General features: G+C 59.6%; 26 protein-coding genes. 12 read left to right on the forward strand and 14 right to left on the reverse strand.

Annotated features, from left to right (window positions below; genetic code table 11):
* Positions 1-75: 75 nt before the first annotated feature.
* Positions 76-351, forward strand: coding sequence for a hypothetical protein (locus AC1DPR_RS10130; protein ID WP_018857011.1), 276 nt, complete (start codon positions 76-78; stop codon positions 349-351).
* 37 nt (positions 352-388) lie between these two features.
* Here the strand turns inward: AC1DPR_RS10130 and AC1DPR_RS10135 are convergent, their stop codons facing one another.
* The gene (locus AC1DPR_RS10135) at positions 389-646 is read right to left on the reverse strand and encodes a YjhX family toxin (RefSeq protein WP_007792755.1); all 258 of its coding nucleotides are present in this window, start codon (positions 644-646) and stop codon (positions 389-391) included.
* A 293-nt stretch (positions 647-939) separates the two neighbouring features.
* Here AC1DPR_RS10135 and AC1DPR_RS10140 point away from each other — a divergent pair, with 293 nt between their 5' ends.
* Entirely contained in the window at positions 940-1,446 is a 507-nt protein-coding gene (locus AC1DPR_RS10140) for a GNAT family N-acetyltransferase (RefSeq protein WP_113470098.1), read from the forward strand.
* Here the strand turns inward: AC1DPR_RS10140 and AC1DPR_RS10145 are convergent.
* Positions 1,438-1,752 (reverse strand): DUF1294 domain-containing protein, encoded by a 315-nt coding sequence (locus tag AC1DPR_RS10145; protein WP_018857009.1) that lies wholly within the window; start codon positions 1,750-1,752, stop codon positions 1,438-1,440. The two genes, AC1DPR_RS10140 and AC1DPR_RS10145, sit on opposite strands and share 9 nt — an antisense overlap.
* 139 nt (positions 1,753-1,891) lie before the next feature.
* On the opposite strand from AC1DPR_RS10145, the gene gatB reads away from it, so the two are divergent.
* The 5 genes from gatB to AC1DPR_RS10170 all read left to right on the forward strand — a co-directional run bounded on the left by gatB (position 1,892) and on the right by AC1DPR_RS10170 (position 5,418).
* Positions 1,892-3,394: an Asp-tRNA(Asn)/Glu-tRNA(Gln) amidotransferase subunit GatB gene (gene gatB / locus AC1DPR_RS10150; protein ID WP_113470099.1), complete on the forward strand. Its 1,503-nt coding sequence runs from the start codon at positions 1,892-1,894 to the stop codon at positions 3,392-3,394.
* A gap of 4 nt (positions 3,395-3,398) precedes the next feature.
* A complete protein-coding gene (locus tag AC1DPR_RS10155) occupies positions 3,399-3,902 on the forward strand; it encodes a GNAT family N-acetyltransferase (RefSeq protein ID WP_029792475.1) in 504 nt (167 codons plus the stop codon).
* A 14-nt stretch (positions 3,903-3,916) separates the two neighbouring features.
* A complete protein-coding gene (locus tag AC1DPR_RS10160) occupies positions 3,917-4,378 on the forward strand; it encodes a GNAT family N-acetyltransferase (RefSeq protein WP_018857006.1) in 462 nt (153 codons plus the stop codon).
* Positions 4,379-4,482: 104 nt separating this feature from the next.
* A complete protein-coding gene (locus tag AC1DPR_RS10165) occupies positions 4,483-4,881 on the forward strand; it encodes an NADH:ubiquinone oxidoreductase subunit NDUFA12 (protein WP_007792741.1) in 399 nt (132 codons plus the stop codon).
* A 105-nt stretch (positions 4,882-4,986) separates the two neighbouring features.
* On the forward strand, positions 4,987-5,418 hold the full coding sequence (locus AC1DPR_RS10170) for a DUF2155 domain-containing protein (RefSeq protein ID WP_029792474.1): 432 nt from the start codon (positions 4,987-4,989) through the stop codon (positions 5,416-5,418).
* Between the two features lie 3 nt (positions 5,419-5,421).
* Here AC1DPR_RS10170 and aat read toward each other — a convergent pair whose 3' ends face one another.
* The 5 genes from aat to AC1DPR_RS10195 all read right to left on the reverse strand — a co-directional run bounded on the left by aat (position 5,422) and on the right by AC1DPR_RS10195 (position 9,239).
* On the reverse strand, positions 5,422-6,036 hold the full coding sequence (gene aat / locus AC1DPR_RS10175; RefSeq protein ID WP_018857004.1) for a leucyl/phenylalanyl-tRNA--protein transferase: 615 nt from the start codon (positions 6,034-6,036) through the stop codon (positions 5,422-5,424).
* 6 nt (positions 6,037-6,042) lie between these two features.
* Positions 6,043-7,389: an acetyl-CoA carboxylase biotin carboxylase subunit gene (gene accC / locus AC1DPR_RS10180; RefSeq protein ID WP_018857003.1), complete on the reverse strand. Its 1,347-nt coding sequence runs from the start codon at positions 7,387-7,389 to the stop codon at positions 6,043-6,045.
* Positions 7,390-7,399: 10 nt separating this feature from the next.
* A complete protein-coding gene (accB, locus tag AC1DPR_RS10185; protein WP_018857002.1) occupies positions 7,400-7,876 on the reverse strand; it encodes an acetyl-CoA carboxylase biotin carboxyl carrier protein in 477 nt (158 codons plus the stop codon).
* A gap of 22 nt (positions 7,877-7,898) precedes the next feature.
* The gene (gene aroQ, locus AC1DPR_RS10190; RefSeq protein ID WP_018857001.1) at positions 7,899-8,336 is read right to left on the reverse strand and encodes a type II 3-dehydroquinate dehydratase; all 438 of its coding nucleotides are present in this window, start codon (positions 8,334-8,336) and stop codon (positions 7,899-7,901) included.
* A gap of 144 nt (positions 8,337-8,480) precedes the next feature.
* A complete protein-coding gene (locus AC1DPR_RS10195) occupies positions 8,481-9,239 on the reverse strand; it encodes a DsbA family protein (RefSeq protein WP_018857000.1) in 759 nt (252 codons plus the stop codon).
* Between the two features lie 211 nt (positions 9,240-9,450).
* Between AC1DPR_RS10195 and AC1DPR_RS10200 the strand changes: the two genes are divergently transcribed.
* On the forward strand, positions 9,451-10,608 hold the full coding sequence (locus tag AC1DPR_RS10200; protein WP_018856999.1) for a pyridoxal phosphate-dependent aminotransferase: 1,158 nt from the start codon (positions 9,451-9,453) through the stop codon (positions 10,606-10,608).
* A gap of 78 nt (positions 10,609-10,686) precedes the next feature.
* Here the strand turns inward: AC1DPR_RS10200 and AC1DPR_RS10205 are convergent, their stop codons facing one another.
* Positions 10,687-11,691 carry a 2-dehydropantoate 2-reductase gene (locus AC1DPR_RS10205; RefSeq protein ID WP_113470100.1) on the reverse strand — a complete coding sequence of 335 codons (1,005 nt, stop codon included), beginning with the start codon at positions 11,689-11,691 and terminating at the stop codon, positions 10,687-10,689.
* Between the two features lie 88 nt (positions 11,692-11,779).
* Positions 11,780-11,995 (reverse strand): hypothetical protein, encoded by a 216-nt coding sequence (locus AC1DPR_RS10210; RefSeq protein WP_029792471.1) that lies wholly within the window; start codon positions 11,993-11,995, stop codon positions 11,780-11,782.
* A 195-nt stretch (positions 11,996-12,190) separates the two neighbouring features.
* Here AC1DPR_RS10210 and ftsZ point away from each other — a divergent pair, with 195 nt between their 5' ends.
* From ftsZ to AC1DPR_RS10225, 3 genes are all read left to right on the forward strand, one after another.
* Positions 12,191-13,219: a cell division protein FtsZ gene (gene ftsZ / locus AC1DPR_RS10215; protein WP_018856996.1), complete on the forward strand. Its 1,029-nt coding sequence runs from the start codon at positions 12,191-12,193 to the stop codon at positions 13,217-13,219.
* 149 nt (positions 13,220-13,368) lie between these two features.
* Positions 13,369-14,217, forward strand: a complete 849-nt coding sequence (locus AC1DPR_RS10220; RefSeq protein WP_018856995.1) for an oxidoreductase — start codon at positions 13,369-13,371, stop codon at positions 14,215-14,217.
* A 92-nt stretch (positions 14,218-14,309) separates the two neighbouring features.
* Entirely contained in the window at positions 14,310-14,513 is a 204-nt protein-coding gene (locus AC1DPR_RS10225; protein ID WP_018856994.1) for a hypothetical protein, read from the forward strand.
* A 217-nt stretch (positions 14,514-14,730) separates the two neighbouring features.
* Here the strand turns inward: AC1DPR_RS10225 and AC1DPR_RS10230 are convergent, their stop codons facing one another.
* Positions 14,731-15,057 carry a hypothetical protein gene (locus tag AC1DPR_RS10230; protein ID WP_018856993.1) on the reverse strand — a complete coding sequence of 109 codons (327 nt, stop codon included), beginning with the start codon at positions 15,055-15,057 and terminating at the stop codon, positions 14,731-14,733.
* Between the two features lie 2 nt (positions 15,058-15,059).
* Positions 15,060-15,314: a DUF2188 domain-containing protein gene (locus AC1DPR_RS10235; RefSeq protein ID WP_026371762.1), complete on the reverse strand. Its 255-nt coding sequence runs from the start codon at positions 15,312-15,314 to the stop codon at positions 15,060-15,062.
* Positions 15,315-15,526: 212 nt separating this feature from the next.
* Here AC1DPR_RS10235 and AC1DPR_RS10240 point away from each other — a divergent pair, with 212 nt between their 5' ends.
* Positions 15,527-15,700 (forward strand): hypothetical protein, encoded by a 174-nt coding sequence (locus tag AC1DPR_RS10240; protein WP_018856991.1) that lies wholly within the window; start codon positions 15,527-15,529, stop codon positions 15,698-15,700.
* A gap of 10 nt (positions 15,701-15,710) precedes the next feature.
* Here AC1DPR_RS10240 and AC1DPR_RS10245 read toward each other — a convergent pair whose 3' ends face one another.
* The 3 genes from AC1DPR_RS10245 to AC1DPR_RS10255 all read right to left on the reverse strand — a co-directional run bounded on the left by AC1DPR_RS10245 (position 15,711) and on the right by AC1DPR_RS10255 (position 18,206).
* Positions 15,711-16,574 carry an MBL fold metallo-hydrolase gene (locus AC1DPR_RS10245; RefSeq protein ID WP_083929854.1) on the reverse strand — a complete coding sequence of 288 codons (864 nt, stop codon included), beginning with the start codon at positions 16,572-16,574 and terminating at the stop codon, positions 15,711-15,713.
* A 192-nt stretch (positions 16,575-16,766) separates the two neighbouring features.
* On the reverse strand, positions 16,767-17,597 hold the full coding sequence (locus tag AC1DPR_RS10250; RefSeq protein WP_113470180.1) for an alpha/beta fold hydrolase: 831 nt from the start codon (positions 17,595-17,597) through the stop codon (positions 16,767-16,769).
* 369 nt (positions 17,598-17,966) lie between these two features.
* Complete coding sequence (locus AC1DPR_RS10255; RefSeq protein WP_156828752.1) at positions 17,967-18,206, reverse strand: cupin domain-containing protein; 240 nt, start codon at positions 18,204-18,206, stop codon at positions 17,967-17,969.
* Positions 18,207-18,211 lie beyond the last annotated feature (5 nt).

Here is an 18,211-nt window from a genome sequence, read left to right on the forward strand (position 1 = left end):
GGTGATTGAGTCCGCTACCTCAGGGGTCGCGGATTTCGCGTTTGTCCATCGCTGGTGACACCCAGGAGGAGGCTCATGTCGGCGTCAGATATCACGCTGATGATCGAAGCATTCGACCGCCTATCGGCGGCAGGTTTCACCGTGGGTCCTGAATGGCAAGCCGTGCATGAAGTCTGCCAGGCGCATGAGGGCGAGGCACCTTTCGACTGGGGGCATGCCATTTGCCACCGCATCGAGGGCGACGACTGGAATGCCGATTATTGGTATCGCCGCGCAGGCAAACGCCGCGGAAGCGGTACGGTTGCCGAAGAATGGTCGGTGATGAAGGCGGCGCTTTCCAAACACCTTTGAAGGGAGCCGCGCGCCATGCGACGCGCGGCTTGGACAGCTATCTGTTGTCCTGTTCTGCTCTTACGAGAACCAGTCCTCGTTCGGTGATCCGGTAAGGCTTGCCGCCCGACGATTTGATGGCCCGCTTCTGCTTCAGTTTCCGAAACAGCTCGAGGCCGAAGCCGGGATAGACCCAGCCGTCGCGAGTGAAGCATTTTACGGCCTCGATTTTCCGGTTGTCGTCGCGTTCGATTTCAATGCGGCCACCTTGGGCCAATAGGTGCAGGATGCGCTGCTCCGTGCGTGAAATATCCATGGAATGTTGATCCGGTCTTGCGCCATGAAGGCGCGCAAAAACGATCTGGCGCCCGAAGAGGCGTCAGGGCTTCGCTTTTTTCGGGCCCGTGCGCGCAAGGAAAACCTGCGGGCAGGGCCTCTACCGGGTCTGAGAAGACGAATTCAACATGCGGCCTTGATACTGGCTGGGCGACATCGCGTCAAGATTTGCAACCGATAGAGGATCTTTCTGCCGCGCCTCGCGCACGAAACGCAAGGCTTGGAGAACGGGGTGATTCGGTGATTTACTTTCGTGGAAACGCGGAGGTAGTGTTGATCCATATTCGCAATGCCCGCGAAGACGAAGCGGAGCTCTTGAGCGAGATCGGAGTAAGAGCCTGGCAGAAGGCCATGGCGGCCATCGGCGAAGGGGATGCCATGGTCGATGCCGCCCGAAGTGCGTTTTTCAATTTCGTCGCAAGTAGCTGGATCACCGCCACTGTCATCGAATGGAACGGACATCCGGCAGGATGGGCAGCACGCGAGAGCCTCGACGAGAAGATTTCGGATTTCTGGATTGATCCTGCCTTTGTCGGTCATGGTCTCGGAACGGCACTCTTGCAGAATATCGAAGAAGACATCGCAGCGCAGGGGTTCGATACGGCGATGATGCAGACGCACTCAGGGAACTCCGAAGCGATCAGCTTTTTCCAGAAGCATGGATACGCAATTCATTGGCTATCAATTGCCTACAATCCCAAGCTCGATCGTGATTTGCCGTCCGTCGGCCTGTCAAAGTCATTGGAATCTGCGGACGATGGCACTTACGGGCTAGTCTAGCAACTGACCTTCCAGCGTGAAGTAGCCGAGAGCGCCCGATAGCAGAAGCGTGGCCACCACATGAAAGACGACGATCGCTCTGAGGTTCGATCGGAAGGGTTCCTTCCGGGTCTTGTGGCGCAGGAGCCGTTGCGCGCAAACAGCGCCGAGGCTGCCGCCGACGAATGCAAGCGTCAGCAAGGTCCTCTCGCTGATCCGCGTGCCATGGTGGCGAGAGGCTTGCTTGTCGAGGAAATAGATCGAGAACACGAAGGCATTCAGTGCCAGGAAAAGCGCGATGAACTTGAGGATATCGGTTGCCATCATGCGGGTCACGCTAGCGACATTGAGTTAACACGCCCCAAACCGGTTGGCTCCCCGCCGCGGAATAGCCGAAAGCCTTGCACCGGCAAGCCATTTCCGTTACCTCACCAGTTGAACAGAACAGCCTGAAAAGAGCATCTCAATGACCATTGTCGACGTTCGCACGCCCGATCCGAAACGCTTCATTCCCGGCGCCACTGGCGATTGGGAAGTCATCATCGGCATGGAAGTCCATGCGCAGGTGCTGTCGAATTCGAAGCTGTTCTCGGGTGCAGCAACGGAATTCGGCAAGCCGCAGAATTCCAACGTGTCGCTCGTCGATGCGGCCATGCCCGGCATGTTGCCCGTTATCAACGAGGAATGTGTCAGGCAGGCCGTCCGGACTGGCCTGGGCCTGAAGGCGCAGATCAACAAGCGCTCGCTGTTTGATCGCAAGAACTACTTCTATCCCGACCTGCCGCAGGGCTATCAGATCTCGCAGTACAAGGATCCGATCGTCGGCGAGGGCAAGATCATCATCTCGCTCGGCCCCGATCGCCAGGGTCAGTTCGAGGATATCGAGATCGGCATCGAGCGTCTGCATCTGGAGCAGGACGCCGGCAAGTCGTTGCACGACCAGCATGCCACCATGTCCTACGTCGACTTGAACCGCTCGGGCGTCGCGCTGATGGAGATCGTCTCCAAGCCGGATATGCGCTCGTCGGATGAAGCCAAGGCTTACATGACGAAGCTGCGCTCGATCGTCCGCTATCTCGGCACCTGCGACGGTAACATGGACGAAGGCTCGATGCGCGCTGACGTCAACGTCTCCGTCCGTCGTCCGGGCGAAGGCTTCGGCACGCGTTGCGAGATCAAGAACGTCAACTCCATCCGCTTCATTGGCCAGGCAATCGAATATGAAGCCCGGCGCCAGATCGGCGTTCTTGAGGACGGGGGGCAGATCGAGCAGGAGACCCGTCTCTTCGACCCGAACAAGGGCGAGACGCGTTCGATGCGTTCCAAGGAAGATGCGCACGACTACCGCTACTTCCCGGATCCGGACCTGCTGCCGCTGGAGTTCGACGATGCCTTCGTCAAGGCGCTCGAAGCCGACCTGCCGGAATTGCCTGATGACAAGAAGGAGCGCTTCGTGCGCGAACTCGGTCTTTCGATCTACGATGCTTCCGTCCTGGTCTCGGAAAAGGCGATCGCCGACTATTTCGAAGCCGTGGCGGAAGGCCGCGACGGCAAGACGGCTGCCAACTGGGTCATCAACGATCTGCTCGGCGCCCTGAACCGCACGGGCAAGAGCATCGAGGAAACATCCGTTTCGCCGGCTCAGCTTGGTGCGATCATTGACCTCATCAAAGCGGAGACTATTTCCGGAAAGATCGCGAAGGACCTGTTCGAAATCGTGCTGAACGAGGGTGGCGATCCGGCCGAGATCGTCGAAACCAGAGGCATGAAGCAGGTGACCGATACCGGCGCGATCGAACGGGCCGTGGACGAGATCATCGCCGCCAACCCCGATCAGGTCGCAAAGGTCCGGGCCAAGCCAACGCTTGCGGGATGGTTCGTTGGTCAGGTCATGAAGGCCACCGGCGGCAAGGCCAACCCGCAGGCCGTCCAGGCTCTCGTGAAAGCGAAGCTCGGCATCGAGGAGTAAGACCGTGTATTTCGTGCGCACTGCCAGCGAGGGTGATCTCAGCAAGATGCGCACTTTGCTAGATGAGGGTTTTCGCGCAACCTACGCGGGCCTCTACGGCGAAGCAAAGGTGAATGAGATCATTGCTCACCTTTTTTCGCCAGCTGCGCTTCAGGCGCGGCTGGCGAAGAAGAATGCGGAGTTCCTCGTTGCCGACAACGGCAAGGACATCGGCGGCATCGGTTATGCCGCCATGTCCGACGAGATGACAAAAACCGTCATGCTGCACCTGCTCTATGTCCGTCCGCCGCTGCATCGCCAGGGCATCGGTCGGGAGATCTTTGCCGAGTTGGAAACCTGCTTTCCCGATGCCGAAATCATGCGCCTCGAGGTCGAGCCGCGGAACAAGGCGGCGATCGCTTTCTACCATGCTCACGGCTTCGAGGATGTCGGCCGCAATGAAAACGACGGGCCGGGCCAATCCGGCATACCGACGCTGATCCTCGAAAAATTTCTCGAACAGCGCTAGGCCGCAATACGATCATGAGCCAAACCACGATTCGCGAGGCACGCAGCTCCGACGTCGCCGCGCTGGTTGCCATCTTTGCCGCTGATGAACTCGGCGGTCACGGCGACACGACCGCGCCCGAGATATTCGGCAAGTATCTTCGGGCTTTCGAGCGGATTGCTTCATCGCCCGACCAAACGCTTTACGTCGCGGAGCGTGACGGGCAGGTCGTAGGCACATTTCAGACCATGGTCGTGACGTCGCTGATCGGTCGTGGCTCCTCGTCGATGATCATTGAGGCGGTGCAGACGCGGGGTGACATGCGTGGCCAGGGCATCGGTGCCCAGATGATTGAGTTTGCCATTGCGGAGGCAAAACGTCGCGGTTTGCGGCTCGTGCAACTGACGTCGAATGCCAGCCGCACGGATGCGCACCGCTTCTACGAAAGACTTGGTTTCAAGCAATCGCATCTCGGCTTCAAGATGGCGCTGAAATGAGCCGGTGTGGCACCGGAATCACTGGACAATGCGGATCGCTGGCGGCATAAGCGAGGGATCAAATTCTGGTCCCGCTTGCCTTCCGGCTAGCTCAAGGAAAAGACATGAAGAATCTCCTCGTGCAAATCTTCACCTGGTGGAACGGTCAGACGATCGGTACGCGTTTTGCGACCTGGCGTTTTGGCAAGCGCGTCGGTGAAGACGAATTGGGTAATGTTTATTACGAAGGCGGTATGTCATCCTACGGTCTTCCGAAGCGTTGGGTGATCTACAAGGGTTATGCCGAAGCCTCTGCAATTCCGCCGGGCTGGCATGGCTGGATGCATCATCGCACGAATGTCCCGCCGAGCCAGGAAAACTACGTTGCCAAGGAATGGCAGAAGCCGCATCGCGCAAACCCGACCGGGTCGCCGCAGGCTTATCGTCCGCCGGGCTCGCTCGTCGTTCCCGGCGAACGTCCGCGGGTTACCGGCGACTACGACGCCTGGACGCCTGGCAACTGAGAAGCTGGTCGCCGACCCTGCTTTTAGCCACAATTGACTATTACCCGCAGAATGGCCGCAGCGATTGCGGCCTTCGATTTTCAGACGCTGTGGAGACGGGCAGATATGAAGCTTATCACGCGGATCCAGCTCCTGCGTGCCGCCGGGCTTTCCCTGGTGCTTGGCTCGATCCTTCTGCCGCAGGCTGCCTCCGCTGCCCGCATTGAGAACTCGGTTGCCGTTTTCTCCGGCCTCGACAAGATCACCGGCCGTATCACCACCTTCGACGTCTATGTCAACGAGACCGTGCAGTTCGGTGCGCTGCAGGTGACGCCGAAGGCCTGCTATTCGCGCGATCAGGCGGAAGCGCAGAAGATCGATGGTTTTGTGGAAGTCGACGAGATCACGCTCGACCGTAAGATCCGCCGCATCTTCACCGGCTGGATGTTTGCCGACAGCCCCGGCCTCAATGCCGTAGAGCATCCGATCTATGACGTCTGGCTAAAGGACTGCAAGCAGAACTCGGACGTTCCCGCGCCTGACAAGGCAGCCAACTAGTTCCTAGAATTCAAGGTGCGGCGATTCCATTGCCGCCGTGAGGATGTGGGCGTACTCATTCTTCGGAACATCGATCGCCCCGAACGTCTTCAGGTGCTCGGTCGTAAACTGCGTATCGAGCAAGGTGAAACCCTTGGCGCGCAGCCGTTCCACCAGATGAACGAGGCAGATCTTCGAGGCGTCGGTCCGCCGCGAGAACATGCTTTCGCCGAAGAATGCCGAGCCCAGCGACACTCCGTATAATCCGCCGACAAGTTCGTCGCCGTCCCAGGCCTCGACCGAGTGAGCATGGCCGATACGATGCAGTGTCGAATATAGCGTCTTGATGGTCTGATTGATCCAGGTGCTGGGCCTGTCCCCGGTCTCTGCCGCACAGGCCGCAATGACCGCGTCGAAATCGTAATTGAAGCGGATATCGAACGGCTTGCGCCGGATCGTCTTGGCGAGGCTTTTGGAAACGTGGAATTCGTCGAGCGGCAGGACGCCGCGAAGGTCGGGCTCGACCCAGAATATTTCTGGATCGTCAGCCGATTCGGCCATTGGGAAAAGACCGATAGAGTAGGCGCGCAGGAGGATTTCCGGTGTTATGCCTGGAGACTTCCTGCGCGATCCTGCCATTCTTTGTTACGCCGGTTTCTTGGCCAGATATTTTTCCAGCCAGTGGATATCATAGTCGCCGTTGGCGATATCCTGATTGTCCACCAGATCCTGGAACAACGGAAGCGTCGTCTTGATACCGTCGACGACGAACTCGTCGAGCGCGCGGCGCAGACGCATCATGCATTCGACGCGCGTACGGCCGAAGACGATGAGCTTGCCGATGAGGCTGTCGTAGTACGGCGGGATCTTGTAGCCCTGGTACGCGCCGCTATCGACGCGAACACCAAGTCCACCCGGTGCGTGGAAGTGGGTGATCGTGCCCGGGGAGGGTACGAAGGTCCGCGCGTCCTCGGCGTTGATCCGGCATTCGATGGCGTGGCCGTTGAAGTTGATCTCTTCCTGCTTGACGGAGAGCCCGCCGCCCGAAGCGACGCGGATCTGCTCGTGAACAAGGTCGATGCCGGTGATGGCTTCGGTGATCGGATGTTCCACCTGCAGACGGGTGTTCATTTCGATGAAATAGAACTCGCCGTTCTCGTACAGGAACTCGATCGTACCGGCACCGCGATACTTCAGCTTCCTCATGGCGTCGGCACAAATCTGGCCGATCTTCATGCGCTGCTCGACGTTCAAAGCCGGGGAATTGGCTTCTTCCCAGACCTTCTGGTGGCGGCGCTGCAGCGAGCAATCACGTTCGCCGAGATGGATCGCATTGCCTTCGCCGTCACCGAACACCTGGATTTCGATGTGGCGCGGCTGGCCGAGGTACTTTTCCATGTAGACCGCATCGTTGCCGAAGGCGGCCGCCGCTTCGGTACGGGCCGTCGACCAGGCTTCGATCAGGTCGGCCTCGGACTTGGCAACCTTCATGCCGCGACCACCGCCGCCGGCGGTTGCCTTGATCAGCACCGGATAGCCGATTTCGGCAGCCGTCCGCACCGCATCTTCTTCGGTCTTTACCTCGCCGTCCGAACCCGGAACGACAGGAATGCCGAGCTCCTGGGCGGTCGTCTTGGCGGTGATCTTGTCACCCATAAGCCGGATGTGTTCCGCCGTCGGGCCGATAAAGGTGATGCCGTGCGCTTCCAGGATTTCCGCAAACTTGGCGTTTTCGGAGAGGAAGCCGTAACCAGGATGCACAGCATCGGCGCCCGTGATCTCGCAGGCGGCCACGATCTGGTGGATGTTCAGATAGCTGTCGCGTGAGGGCGGAGGACCAATGCAGACGCTCTCGTCGGCGAGGCGCACATGCATGGCGTCGGCGTCGGCGGTCGAATGGACCACGACACACGGGATGCCGAGCTCTTTGCAAGCGCGCAGCACGCGAAGCGCGATTTCCCCGCGATTGGCGATGAGGATTTTCGAGACCATGACGCCCGCCTTATTCGATGACGACGAGGGCTTGGCCGTATTCGACGGGGCTTCCGTCCTCGACGAGGATTTCGGTGATCTTCCCGGATTTCGGCGAAGGAATCTGGTTCATGGTCTTCATCGCTTCGATGATGAGCAGCGTCTGGCCTTCCTTCACGGTCGCGCCGAGCTCGATGAAGGCGCGTGCACCGGGAGCCGGAGCCATGTAGGCGGTGCCGACCATCGGAGCGCTGACAGTGTTGGCAGGGTTGCGTACCGCCGCTGCCGGAGCCGCAGGTGCTGCAGCTGCCGGGGCCGCTACGGCCGGAGCCGCTGCGAACGCGGGCGCAGCCATCGGAGCCTGAATGTACTGGGTGTTGCCGGCGCGCGAAACGCGGATGCGCAGATCGTCCTGCTCGACTTCGATTTCCGTCAGATCCGTGTCGTTGAGGATGTTCGCGAGGTCGCGGATCAGCGCCTGGTCGATACCGTTTTTCTTCTCAGCCATGAGTGTTTGCCCTGTCTTCTTTTTATGCCGTAAGATTCTTCAGCGCCTGGAGCGCCAGAATATAGCTGTAAGGCCCGAAGCCGCAGATGACGCCTTTCACCGCTGGCGCAATCATCGACTTGTGGCGGAATTCTTCCCGCGCGTGAACGTTGGAGATATGGAGCTCTATTACCGGAATGGAAATAGCGCGAATTGCATCGTGGAGCGCGACCGACGTATGCGTGTAGGCACCTGCATTGATCGCGACACCAACGGCCTTGTCGTTCGCTTCATGGAACCAATCAACGAGCGTGCCTTCGTGATTGCTCTGGCGAAAATCAATATCGAAGCCGAGCTCACGCCCGGCCGCCTTGCAGTCCGCCTCGATATCCTGAAGGGTCTTGCCACCATAGATGCCGGGCTCTCTTTTGCCGAGCATGTTCAGGTTGGGGCCGTTCAGGACGAATATCGTTTGCGTCATCGAATGTTCCAATAAGTGCGGGACGGCAACCTATAGACTCCCCACGGGCCTAATGAAAGCCCTTTGGGAAGCGCAGCCCGAATCACGCCATATTTGTCCACATGGCTGAAACGCTTCGATTTTGGCGATTTGATGAGCGTCGCCTCAGCAACTCGTCTTGCCGCAGGCGCGCATATTCTTCACCTTGGCTTCAAGGTCGTCGAAGCCAACCGCGCCTTGAACGAGCTCGTTGCCGACCACATAGGACGGTGTGCCTGTGATGCCGAGGCTCTGAGCAAGGTCATAGGTTTCCTTGACGGAAGCATCGCTGGAGCTCTTGGCCATCTCATCCCTTATCTGCTTTTCGCTGACGCCAAGGGACTCTGCGACTTCGAGAGCGCTCGCTTCGTCGGCGCGGCCGTCGCGGCCAAGCAATGCGATGTGGAACTGGCTATATTTCTGCGGCGCCAGTTTGCGGAATGCGTCGGATACCTTGTGTGCGGCAACCGATTCCGGTCCGAGGATTGGGAATTCCTTGAGCACGAAGCGGACGTTCTTGTCTTTTTCGAGCATCGTCTGCATGTCCGAAAGCGCATGCCTGCAATAGCCGCAATTGTAATCGAAGAATTCGACGATCGTGATGTCGCCCTTCGGGTTGCCGATCGCCAAGTCATACTTCGAATCGAAGATCGTCGACTTGTTGTCAGCAATCACGGCGTTGGCTTTAACGAGGCGCGCCTGCTCCTGCTTCTTCTGCAGCGCATCCTGAACATCGAGCATGATCTCTGGATTTTCGATCAGGTATTGCTTGATGAACTCGCCGAACTCCTTCTTCTGCGCGTCGTCGAGTGCTGCCGCCGGATAGGCAGTTGCCACCGAGGCAGTGAGCGCGAGCGCGGTGAAGATTTTCGGAAGTATGGCCATTATATCCTCGTCATCAGCAGTTTACATGCGTCGGTTCTAGGCGTCGAATAACACTGCCAGGTTAACGGCGGCACGCCGCTGCCGCCAAATTACGGTGCGTCCGGTCGTCTTCAAACAGGAATTTTCGCATCCGCGGTTCAATCGCGGGATTGTGATGACCCGATTATTGCGGCAATTGTCTGGCCGCAAGCAAAGTTAGAGAGAAGCGATCTTGTTTTCCATTTCCCAACGCAGCGAAGTCGAACCCTTTCATGCCATGGATGTTCTGGCGGAGGCGACAAGGCGGCGAGCGAACGGCCATCCGGTCATTTCCATGGCCGTCGGCCAGCCATCCCATCCGGCGCCGCGGGCCGCGCGGGAGGCAGCGCAGGCTGCGCTTGTGGAGGGCAAGATCGGCTACACGGACGCGCTTGGTACGACGAGACTGAAACAAGCGCTGGCCGACCATTATCGCGGCCGTCACGGGCTGAAAATCGATCCTGCACGGATCGCGATAACGACGGGTTCTTCCGCCGGCTTCAATTTGGCGTTTCTCTCGCTGTTCGATGCCGGCGACGCGGTCGCGATTGCCCGGCCGGGCTATCCCGCCTACCGCAACATCCTCGGCGCGTTGGGGTTGAGGGTGATCGAGGTGCCGGTAACGGCCGAAACCCACTTCACGTTGACGCCCGAGAGTCTCGAGGCCGCGCAAACGGCAAACAATGTCAGGCTGAAGGGCGTTCTGCTGGCGAGCCCCGCCAACCCGACAGGTACCGTGACCGGCCGCCAGGGGCTGAAGTCCTTGGCCGACTATTGCGCGGCCAATTCGATCGCGTTCATTTCAGACGAAATCTACCACGGACTGACCTTTGCCGGCGAAGAGACCAGCGCGCTGGAATTGACCGACGAGGCGATCGTCATCAACTCCTTCTCCAAATATTATTGCATGACGGGATGGCGGATCGGCTGGATGGTGCTGCCCGAGCGGCTGGTGCGCCCGATCGAGCGCGTCGCGCAAAGCCTCTACATCTCGCCGCCCGAACTCTCGCAGATCGCCGCGACGGCCGCTCTCGGCGCGGCCGCGGAACTCGATGTCTACAAGGCGAGCTACGCGGCCAACCGCGATTTTCTGCTGAAGCGTCTGCCGGAGATCGGCCTGTCCATCGCATCGCCGATGGATGGCGCCTTCTACGCCTATGTCGACGTAACGCGCTTTACCAATGATAGCATGGCCTTCGCGAAGCGGATGTTGGCGGAGATCAACGTCGCCGCGACGCCGGGCCTGGATTTCGACCCGCTGGAAGGTAATCGCTCGATGCGCATGTCCTACGCCGGTTCCGAAGCCGAGATCATCGAAGCAATCGAACGTATCGCAGCGTGGTTGAAATAAGTTTCTTCTAATGGAGAGTCCTCTGGAGACTTGCTAAGGCAATTTCTGAGCGGCTTCGCGGCGGGCCGCCCTACTTAGTTAGCCGATTTGGCAATTCTCACGGTCGAGCTGCGACACCAGCGCCAGGATCGTTTCTGAAACCGGGGTCGGCGTTGCCGTCAGGCGGCCCAGTGAAACGACCATTCCCACCAGCGGCGTAGTCTCGAGCGACTTTCCCGCCAAGAGGTCTTGGAGCATAGAGGTGCGAACGGGCCCGATCTGTCGGGCCTGTTCCAGTCGCTGCTCGACGGACATCCCGACATTCGCGCCGAGCGCCTCTCCGACCGCCTTTACCTCCTTCATGACCTTGCCGATCTGGTCGGTGATTGCCGCATCGGCCATCAGGTTGGACATCAAAGATCGCGTCAGCGCACTTATCGGGTTGAAGGAGGCGTTGCCCATCAGCTTGCTCCAGATGTCGTCGCGAATTCGGCTCGAGAGCTTCACGCCGATATCTGCGCGCTGCAGCAGCGCTTCGACGTTGCGCAAATCATTGCTGATGTCGCCGGAGGGCTCGCCGAGGATGAAATGCCCTTTGTTGCTGAGCCTGATCTCACCGGGCTTGCTGACTTCAGCGCCCTGATGGGCGACGCAGCCGATGACGCGTTCCGGGCCGACAAGTCGCCATAGTTTGCCGCCCTCATCGAGCTCATCGAACTGTAGTTCCGCATGCCCACTGTCCTGATCGCGATGAAAATACCACCACGGAATGCCGTTGAGGATCATCATCACGCGTGTGCCATCTTTCAGCAGAAGGCCGATTCCCTCTGCGGCGGCGCTGAGCTGGTGGCCCTTTAGCCCGGTGATGAGGAGATCCTGCGGCGGCAGTTCCCTCGGATTGTCGGTCGCCGTGAGGTGTATGGTGAGGGGTGCTTCTACGTCCGCCTCCATGAGACGCAATCCATCGCGTCGGATGGCGTCGAGATGAGCGCCGCGGGCAACGACCGAAACTGTCGCCTCTGCGCCGATTGAAGAGGCAAGCTTGGCAGCGATGGCGCCGCCGAGTGCACCGGCGCCGAAGATGCAGATATTTCTGAAGGACATGCGATGATCTTTCCGCGATTGGTGGTCGCGCTGAACTTAGGTCATCCCTTTCTCAAGGCGAGTGATATTTTGAAGCCGCCGAAAGGTTTTAGTGGCCGCTGCCGGGAATAAGTTCGTTCCGGCGAAGCTGGTCGATGGCCGCCACGGCATCTTCGGCAGACCAGCCCGCGCGGATGGCCGCAGCGATCATCCGGACTTCGGCCTCCTCTTCGATCTTGAGGAACAGTGGTTCTAAGGCCTCTTGAGCCGTAAGAATATGCTCGTTGGGAGGGGTAACTGAGTGGCGGGTGGCTGGCGTGATCATCTGCACGGTGCTCCTCTCTCTGACAGGGGATGATTCAAAATAAAGCGCGAATGCAAAAAAGGTTCCGGATAAAGTTTCAAGGACGCTTCATCTTGTTCTTTCGCCCCGGCTCTGCCTTGTTGCGCCACTACGCTAATGCTCGATTCGGCTCCATAAGAGGTGGAGCCACGACGAAAACGCACGAAGGAGATTGCGATGTCGAACGCCAAGAACGGAATTTCCGAAATGCGCCCCAGAATTACAGTAATTGGTGTCGGCGGCGGCGGCGGCAATGCCATCAACAACATGATAGCGGAAAATCTCGAAGGCGTCGATTTCATTGCGGCCAACACCGATGCACAGGTATTGGCGACCTCCAAGGCACCCCGCCGTATCCAGCTCGGCGCCCATGTGACCGAAGGGTTGGGCGCCGGCTCACTGCCGGAAGTCGGCCGCGCAGCTGCAGAAGAATCGATCGACGAGATCATGGACCATCTGGCCGGTTCCCACATGTGCTTCGTCACCGCAGGCATGGGCGGCGGCACCGGCACAGGTGCTGCACCTGTTATTGCCAAGGCTGCTCGCGACGCTGGCATCCTGACAGTCGGAGTCGTGACGAAGCCGTTCACGTTCGAAGGCAATCGCCGCATGAAGACCGCTGATGCCGGTATCGAGGCGCTTCGCGAGGCAGCCGATACGGTGATCGTCATCCCGAACCAGAACCTTTTTCGCATCGCCGATGCAAAGACTACCTTCGCCGATGCCTTCATGACCGCCGACCGCGTGCTTTATGCCGGTGTTGGCTGCATCACCGACCTGATTGTCAAGGAAGGCCTGATCAATCTCGATTTCGCTGACGTGAAGTCCGTCATGCGCGGCATGGGCCGGGCAATGATGGGTACCGGCGAGGCTTCGGGTGAGGGGCGCGCGATGAAGGCCGCGGAGGCTGCCATTGCCAACCCGCTGCTCGACGATATTTCCATGAAGGGTGCCAGGGGCGTGCTGATCTCGATTTCCGGCGGCTCCGACATGACGCTCTTCGAAGTGGACGAGGCGGCAAGCCGTATCCGCGACGAGGTCCAGGATGAAGCCGATATCGTTGTTGGAGCAATCTTTGATCGCAACCTGGACGGTAAGTTCCGCGTCTCCGTAGTGGCGACGGGCCTCGACGGCGTGGCCGCTGGAACGCAGGCCCGTCCTAGCGTCGCGCTCGGCCAGGACATCCACACGCGTACGCTCCAGTAAGTCTCCTATCGCCTGCGCGTCCGATCGGGCGCGCAGGCTTGTCCTGATCCACGCAGTTTTCGGCGTACTCATTCGCTGGAAATGTCAGGCGGCGGCCCTAAATCCGCTCTCGCCCATTCAGGCGTCCCCGACAGCATCAGGAAAATCATATGTCTCAGGACAAGTCTCCCGTCTGGCTCATCACCGGCTGCTCTACCGGCTTCGGCCGTGAGCTTGCGAAACTCACCATTGCCCGTGGCTGGCCGACGGTCGTGACGGCGCGCGACAAGGCGCGCGTTGCCGATCTGGCAACCGCTCATGAAGCGAACACGCTGGCGCTGGATCTCGATGTGACCGATCCGACTCAGGTCAAAGCGGCAGTCGCGGCCGCCGAGCAGCGTTTCGGCCGCATCGACGTGCTGGTCAACAATGCCGGCTATGGCTACCAGTCACCGGTAGAGGAGGCGGAAGAGCAGGAAATCCGCGATCAGTTCGAGGCGAACGTCTTTGGCCTGTTTGCGATAACCCGCGCTGTCCTGCCCGGTATGCGGCGGCGCCGGCATGGCCACATCATCAACATCACCTCGGTTGCCGGCTTTATCGGCTTTCCTGGCTCCGGCTTCTATGCCGCTAGCAAGCATGCGGTGGAGGGTTTTTCCGATGCACTCCACGCCGAGGGCAGGCCGCTCGGCATCAAGGTGACCTGCGTCGCGCCCGGTCCGTTCCGCACCGATTGGGCGGGCCGGTCACTCCGGCAGACGAAGAGCACAATTCCGGACTACGCCGAAACCGCGGCAGCCCGCATGCGGCAAACAGCTGAATACAGCGGCAAGCAAGCCGGCGATCCCGTGCGCGCTGGCGAGGCGATGATCCGGATCACGGAAGTGGAGAACCCACCGCGGCATCTCGTGCTTGGCGAACTTGGCTACAACAACGTCACCAACAAGCTGCGCGAACGGCTGGCGCAGATCGAGGAATGGCGCGAAACGAGCCTGGGAGCCGATTTCCCGAAAGAGTAAGGTCCTCAAGGCGTGCCAGAGCGCTCCGTCGAAGCACTGCGTCCGCGACGGGTGCATGACGTTACGCAACTGGTATGGTGGAGGAACATTGAATGGTGAAGATCGCCTATTGTATCGCCGGCGTGCTGATCCTTATCGGGCTGGTCTGGATGGGGCAGGGTAGCGGCTATTTTCCCTACCCGGCGGAAAGCTTCATGATCAACCAGACGTCATGGGTCTATTGGGGCGCGCTGGCTGTCGTCGTCGGACTTGTTGTGATCGTGGTGACGAGGAACGCGCGGCACCGGTCGCACTGAATTCAGCGGCACTGCGAACTGGCCCGGAGTGCAACATACGTCGTCAAGCGCGGCAGCCAACGACTGGGGCACCGAACGGATGGTCATGCAAGCGGCTTGCATGTCGTCACTGACTGGTGATTTCGGGGTGACTACTGCCGCCATAAAACAGTTCGCCGGCGAAAGAAGGCCCTAGCCATGTTTCCGCCGGCGAAGATTGTAACGAGTAAATAGCGGTTTATACGCGGCGCGCGCGAACGTCCGCCATGTCGGGCCGTGTGCCGTCAGGAGCGCGAAGGCCGTAATGCTTGCTTGCGAATACCCATTCCACATTCCCGGGTTCGAACGGGCGGCGCGGGTTTCTCAGTGCCATCCGGCGCTCGGAGAGGCTGCGCGGCAGGGTGTCGATCATATCATTGACGAAGGTTTCAACGCTGTCTTTCCAGCGAGGCGAGATCGAAACATCGACGCCGCCAAAGCGATGAAAGTCGGGATGTTTCCGGGAATAGCATGCGCCGAGCATCCACGCATGCTGCTGCTTCAAAAAGCGTTCTTTGATAGTCATTCCTAGTCTTTTTCCTTGGCGTCATCGACGACATCGGCCTCGGGGCGGTCGCCTCCGTTCGACCGTTCCGCTGTCCAGCTGCCGTCTGCACGCTGATATGTAATGTCCGCATCCTGGCCACCGAGCTTTTGTCGCTCCGCGGCATGTTTAGCCGCTGCCAATGCTTCTTCGTGAGTTGGGAAAGTTTCCGACCAGACATCGTCCAGGCGGTAGGCCCAGGCGCCATCATGTTCGGCGACGTGGTAGGTAATCGACATCGATCGTTCCTTCAAGGACTTTTCGCAGGAATTTGCGTAGAGGCTCCATGCAGATTGAAAGGCCGAAACGCGGCTCGCCATATGCTTGTTCCGTCGCGGTCTGGCCTGTGTGAGGCTGGATTCAAAGCGAATGGCGACCTTGCGCAAGCGCGGAACGCTTCATAGGCTTGGGGCGTTGATGGATTCGTTCAACGCCTCTTCATAGGAAACTCATGCGCGCTCAGTCGAAGCCGTTCGTCGTCGAAGTCAAATCCTCCCGCCGCCCAGAACGTCGCCAGTCAGCGTCGATCTGGGGCAACCTCGATCTTGCAGCCGTTGCCGAGGAGATTGCGGAAGAAATGCCGCAGCAATCTGCCGCGCTCGAGGAAACCGCCGAGGCGCGATAATTCGGCGATCCTAAGCCGGCAGAAATCGGTAGGAGGCATCCTTGCGCTCGGCATATCCGACGGCCGGATAGGTCCAGTGATAGCCGAGCATCTTGAGCTTTTCGCTCGCGGCGCGATCGAGCAGCATCTGGCGGTTTTTCAGCGCGATCTCAGGTTCGGTGTCGAAGCCGAAATGCCAGGCGGGATGCTCGAAGAAAATCACGTCGTTGGTACAGGCGTCGCCTGTGATCAGCAGGCCGCCGTCGCCCGCCAGTTCGATCGAGACATGGCCCGGCGTATGGCCGCGGGTTTCCAAAATCCGCATTCCGGGAATGATCTCCTGATCCGGGCGCAAGAGCGTCAGCCGGTCCTTGACCGCAAACAGGTCACGTTGCGCGCCTCGCGCAAAATCATGAAGCGCCGACGGCATGTGCATCTCAAAGTCCTTGTGGGTCCAGAAGTCCCACTCGGCTTCGCTGACAAAATACTGGGCGTTCGGATAAAGGACCTTTCCATCGGCCGTCGTCGTCGCACCGGAGTGGTCCGGATGGGCATGGGTGAAAACCACCTTGGTGATCGCTTCGGGCGCGATCCCAAGCGATTGCAGGTTTGCGGCCAATTTGCCCGCGCTGGCCTGGAAGCGGTTACCTGAGCCAGTGTCGATAAGGATCAGGTCGTCGCCATGGCGGATCAGCGGAATGTTGGCCTGGACTGGAGCGGCCGCCGAACTTCCGCCCAGCCGAGGCATGATCGCCTTGCGCTCTTCAGGCGTGGCGTCGGGCAACAAGATCTCGACTGGGAGCGTGAGAAAACCGTCGCTGACGACCGTGATGTCGAACGTGCCATGCTTGAAGCGGTGGAAGTCGGCTGCGACGGCGCTACGTGACGCGAGCATCGCTGCTGCCGCGGCCGTCAACTTCAGCAGATCGCGGCGGGACAAGCCGTCCGAAATGGTATCTCGCGTTATCACAAGCGCCTCCCTTGAAGAGAAAATATCCGGCGTGCCGCAGGCGGGGGCGAAGAGGACCCGCCTACGAGTGTTGTCTTGCCTCCGTTCCATCAGAAGGCCGGCGGTCGAGCCAACATCTCAGTCCAGGAAGAATTCCATCAGATCGGCGTTGATCACATCCGGATGCGTCGTGCACATGCCGTGCGGGAGGCCGGCATAGGTCTTCAGTATGCCGTGCTTCAAGAGCTTGACGGACAGCGGTGCGGAGTCGGCATAGGGAACGATCTGATCGTCGTCGCCGTGCATGACGAGCGTCGGCACCGTGATCTGCTTCAGATCCTCGGTGAAATCAGTTTCGGAGAAGGCCTTGATGCAATCGTAGTGCGCCTTTGCACCACCCATCATGCCTTGCCGCCACCAGTTCTCGATAACACCCTGGCTGACCTTGGCACCCGGGCGGTTATAGCCATAGAACGGGCCTGCGGGCACGTCGAGGAAGAACTGCGCGCGGTTGGCGACGAGCGCGGCACGGAAACCATCGAAGACCTCGAGCGGCAGGCCACCGGGGTTCTTGTCCGACTTGACCATGATCGGCGGCACGGCGCCGATCAGCACCGCCTTGGCGACGCGTCCGGGCTTTGCGCGGGCGACGTAGTGGGCAACCTCACCGCCGCCGGTCGAATGGCCGACATGGATTGCGTTCTTGAGATCGAGCGCATCTGTGAGGGCCGCGACGTCGGCGGCATAGGTGTCCATCTCGTTGCCCTGCCACGTCTGGCTGGAACGGCCATGGCCGCGCCGGTCGTGGGCAATCACGCGATAGCCCTTGTCCAGAAAGAACATCATCTGCGCGTCCCAATCGTCAGCGCTGAGCGGCCAGCCGTGATGGAAAACAATAGGCTGGGCGGTGGCTGGACCCCAATCCTTGTAGAAGATTTCGGTTCCGTCCGTGGTCTTGATGAATGGCATGATGAAGTCCTCTTTCTGGATGTGATTGCATTGGTGGTAAAGGCACGCAAGCATCCTGCCGGTGCCCATATTGTCGGGCGTCGGGCAAAGCCTGACTCGCGTCGCTGCCCCTCTACGTCCTCGTCATAACGCGACGTTAGCGGCGCTGCGAGCCAACGGTAATTTGACCAAAATCAAGAAGAAGGGAAGATGCCATGTTGAAGAATGGCAGTGATGCTTGCGTGTATAACACCCCTGTGGACGGATAGCGCCGGTAACGCGCCCGTACAGAAGCAACATCGGTTTCGAGGGCTGGTCTGGCGTGGAGCCCTCGAATTGGGCCTCAACATTAAGCTGGGCCCTGGTTATGCCGTTGCGCCTGGCGTTGACTTACTGAGGCGTTGGGCAGTTCGAGAGCAGGGTGATGCCGAACCTGGGGCAGGTCGCCCGCAGACGCTCAATTCCCTTCGCAGTCGGTGGCCCGAAGACTTCGTCAGGTCCGTCTTCCTTGATAAACTGATCGAAGAGAGCAGGGGTGTCGATCAGGACGTGCCTGCAATGATTGTCGCTCGGGTTCATAAGCTGGTGCGGAATGCCGCGTGGGAAGAAGGCGCTTTCGCCGGCGGTCACTTGCC

The sequence above is a fragment of the Rhizobium sp. 01T417 genome (assembly GCF_056398905.1).

Excerpts from the sequence above, each read along its gene's own strand:
- AC1DPR_RS10130 (WP_018857011.1), top strand. The coding sequence starts at position 76 with ATGTCGGCGTCAGATATCACGCTGATGATCGAAGCATTCGACCGCCTA.
- AC1DPR_RS10135 (WP_007792755.1), bottom strand. The coding sequence starts at position 646 with ATGGATATTTCACGCACGGAGCAGCGCATCCTGCACCTATTGGCCCAA.
- AC1DPR_RS10145 (WP_018857009.1), bottom strand. The coding sequence starts at position 1,752 with ATGATGGCAACCGATATCCTCAAGTTCATCGCGCTTTTCCTGGCACTG.
- gatB (WP_113470099.1), top strand. The coding sequence starts at position 1,892 with ATGACCATTGTCGACGTTCGCACGCCCGATCCGAAACGCTTCATTCCC.
- AC1DPR_RS10160 (WP_018857006.1), top strand. The coding sequence starts at position 3,917 with ATGAGCCAAACCACGATTCGCGAGGCACGCAGCTCCGACGTCGCCGCG.
- AC1DPR_RS10165 (WP_007792741.1), top strand. The coding sequence starts at position 4,483 with ATGAAGAATCTCCTCGTGCAAATCTTCACCTGGTGGAACGGTCAGACG.
- AC1DPR_RS10170 (WP_029792474.1), top strand. The coding sequence starts at position 4,987 with ATGAAGCTTATCACGCGGATCCAGCTCCTGCGTGCCGCCGGGCTTTCC.
- aat (WP_018857004.1), bottom strand. The coding sequence starts at position 6,036 with ATGGCAGGATCGCGCAGGAAGTCTCCAGGCATAACACCGGAAATCCTC.
- accC (WP_018857003.1), bottom strand. The coding sequence starts at position 7,389 with ATGGTCTCGAAAATCCTCATCGCCAATCGCGGGGAAATCGCGCTTCGC.
- accB (WP_018857002.1), bottom strand. The coding sequence starts at position 7,876 with ATGGCTGAGAAGAAAAACGGTATCGACCAGGCGCTGATCCGCGACCTC.
- aroQ (WP_018857001.1), bottom strand. The coding sequence starts at position 8,336 with ATGACGCAAACGATATTCGTCCTGAACGGCCCCAACCTGAACATGCTC.
- AC1DPR_RS10195 (WP_018857000.1), bottom strand. The coding sequence starts at position 9,239 with ATGGCCATACTTCCGAAAATCTTCACCGCGCTCGCGCTCACTGCCTCG.
- AC1DPR_RS10205 (WP_113470100.1), bottom strand. The coding sequence starts at position 11,691 with ATGTCCTTCAGAAATATCTGCATCTTCGGCGCCGGTGCACTCGGCGGC.
- AC1DPR_RS10210 (WP_029792471.1), bottom strand. The coding sequence starts at position 11,995 with ATGATCACGCCAGCCACCCGCCACTCAGTTACCCCTCCCAACGAGCAT.
- ftsZ (WP_018856996.1), top strand. The coding sequence starts at position 12,191 with ATGTCGAACGCCAAGAACGGAATTTCCGAAATGCGCCCCAGAATTACA.
- AC1DPR_RS10220 (WP_018856995.1), top strand. The coding sequence starts at position 13,369 with ATGTCTCAGGACAAGTCTCCCGTCTGGCTCATCACCGGCTGCTCTACC.
- AC1DPR_RS10225 (WP_018856994.1), top strand. The coding sequence starts at position 14,310 with ATGGTGAAGATCGCCTATTGTATCGCCGGCGTGCTGATCCTTATCGGG.
- AC1DPR_RS10230 (WP_018856993.1), bottom strand. The coding sequence starts at position 15,057 with ATGACTATCAAAGAACGCTTTTTGAAGCAGCAGCATGCGTGGATGCTC.
- AC1DPR_RS10235 (WP_026371762.1), bottom strand. The coding sequence starts at position 15,314 with ATGTCGATTACCTACCACGTCGCCGAACATGATGGCGCCTGGGCCTAC.
- AC1DPR_RS10240 (WP_018856991.1), top strand. The coding sequence starts at position 15,527 with ATGCGCGCTCAGTCGAAGCCGTTCGTCGTCGAAGTCAAATCCTCCCGC.
- AC1DPR_RS10245 (WP_083929854.1), bottom strand. The coding sequence starts at position 16,574 with ATGCTCGCGTCACGTAGCGCCGTCGCAGCCGACTTCCACCGCTTCAAG.
- AC1DPR_RS10250 (WP_113470180.1), bottom strand. The coding sequence starts at position 17,597 with ATGCCATTCATCAAGACCACGGACGGAACCGAAATCTTCTACAAGGAT.